Genomic DNA, 1,388 nt, shown 5'->3' with positions numbered 1-1,388 from the left:
CCAGGTCATGCTGCTGGAGGATCTTACCGATCTGGAGATACTGGAGGCAGAACTGGCCCACAGCGACCGGCTCGCCTCTATCGGGCGACTGGCCGCCGGCGTCGCCCACGAAATCGGCAACCCGATCACCGGCATCGCCTCTCTGACCCAGAATCTGCGGGGTGAGGAGGATCGGCAGATCGTCGATGAGAGTCTGGATGAGATCATGAACCAGACCCACCGCATCACCACCATCATCCAGACCCTGATGAACTTCAGCCGCAGCGGCAAGGTCGGCACAGATTTCCAGCGCTTTCCCCTGGGAGAACTGACAGACGAGGCGATCCGGCTGGTCCAGCTCACCCACCGGGGCAAACAGATCGAATGTATCAACCACTGCCCATCTGAATTGATGCTGTTGGGAGACCGGCAAAAGATATCCCAAGTGCTGGTCAACCTCTTCTCCAACGCCGTTGAGGCATCCTCTCCCGGTGACCGGGTGGAGTGCTTTGCCTGGCAGAAAGACGGGCAGACCGCGATCGAGGTATTGGATCAGGGAGCCGGCATCCCGACAGAAAAGCAGGCGTACGTCTTCGAGCCCTTCTTCACCACCAAGGCCCCCGGCGAAGGGACCGGCCTTGGCCTGGCCCTGGCGTACAAGATCATCAACGACCACAACGGCAGCATCGAGATCGACTCGAAACCCGGCGTCGGAACCCGTGTTGTATTGAAGCTGCCGACTAAAGGGAAGAGCAAACAATGAGTCGGATATTGATCGTCGAGGATGAAAGCGTCATCCGCAATGCGATGCGGCGCCTGCTGGAACGCAAAGGCTACCGCATAGACGATGTCGATTCGGTGGAGCGGGCCGAGACCGACTACAGACTCAGTGACTACGATCTGATCATCGCCGACGTTCGTCTGCCCGGTCTGGCGGGCGTTGAACTGATCAAACCGGCGGCACCCGTACCGGTGCTGATCATGACCAGCTACGCCAGCGTACAGGCGGCGGTGGATGCCATGAAGCGCGGTGCGGTGGACTACATCGCCAAACCCTTTAATCACGAAGAGTTGCTGCTACTGGTGAAACGTATCCTTAAACACTCCAAGCAATTGCGGCAACAGGCGGTGCTCAAGTCCGAACTCGAAAAGAACTATCCGGTACAGGGCATGGTGGGAGAGTGTCCCGCTATGGTGGAGATCTGCCGCCGCATCAGCAAGGTCGCACCGACCGATACAACAACCCTGATTCTGGGTGAATCTGGCACCGGAAAGGAACTTGTAGCCCGCGCCCTGCACGAACAGAGCAGACGCAACGACGCGCCTATCATCACCGTCAACTGCGCTGCCATCCCAGAAGCGCTGATCGAATCAGAACTCTTCGGTCACGAGAAAGGCGCCTTCATCGG

2 protein-coding genes are annotated in these 1,388 nt (G+C 58.6%); both read left to right on the top strand.

Translation table 11 applies throughout. The features are described from left to right. On the top strand, window positions 1-742 hold a 742-nt coding region (locus G9Q73_RS15225), incomplete at its 5' end, for a sensor histidine kinase (RefSeq protein WP_177420532.1). Further along, the coding region (locus G9Q73_RS15220; protein WP_177421477.1) for a sigma-54-dependent transcriptional regulator at window positions 739-1,388 on the top strand (650 nt) is incomplete at its 3' end. The genes G9Q73_RS15225 and G9Q73_RS15220, both read left to right, overlap by 4 nt.

The organism is endosymbiont of Lamellibrachia barhami (assembly GCF_011947365.2).
Taxonomy (GTDB): Bacteria; Pseudomonadota; Gammaproteobacteria; order Chromatiales; family Chromatiaceae; genus QGON01.
Note: the sequence above shows the minus strand (reverse complement) of the source record. Positions and strands in the feature narration are given on the sequence as shown.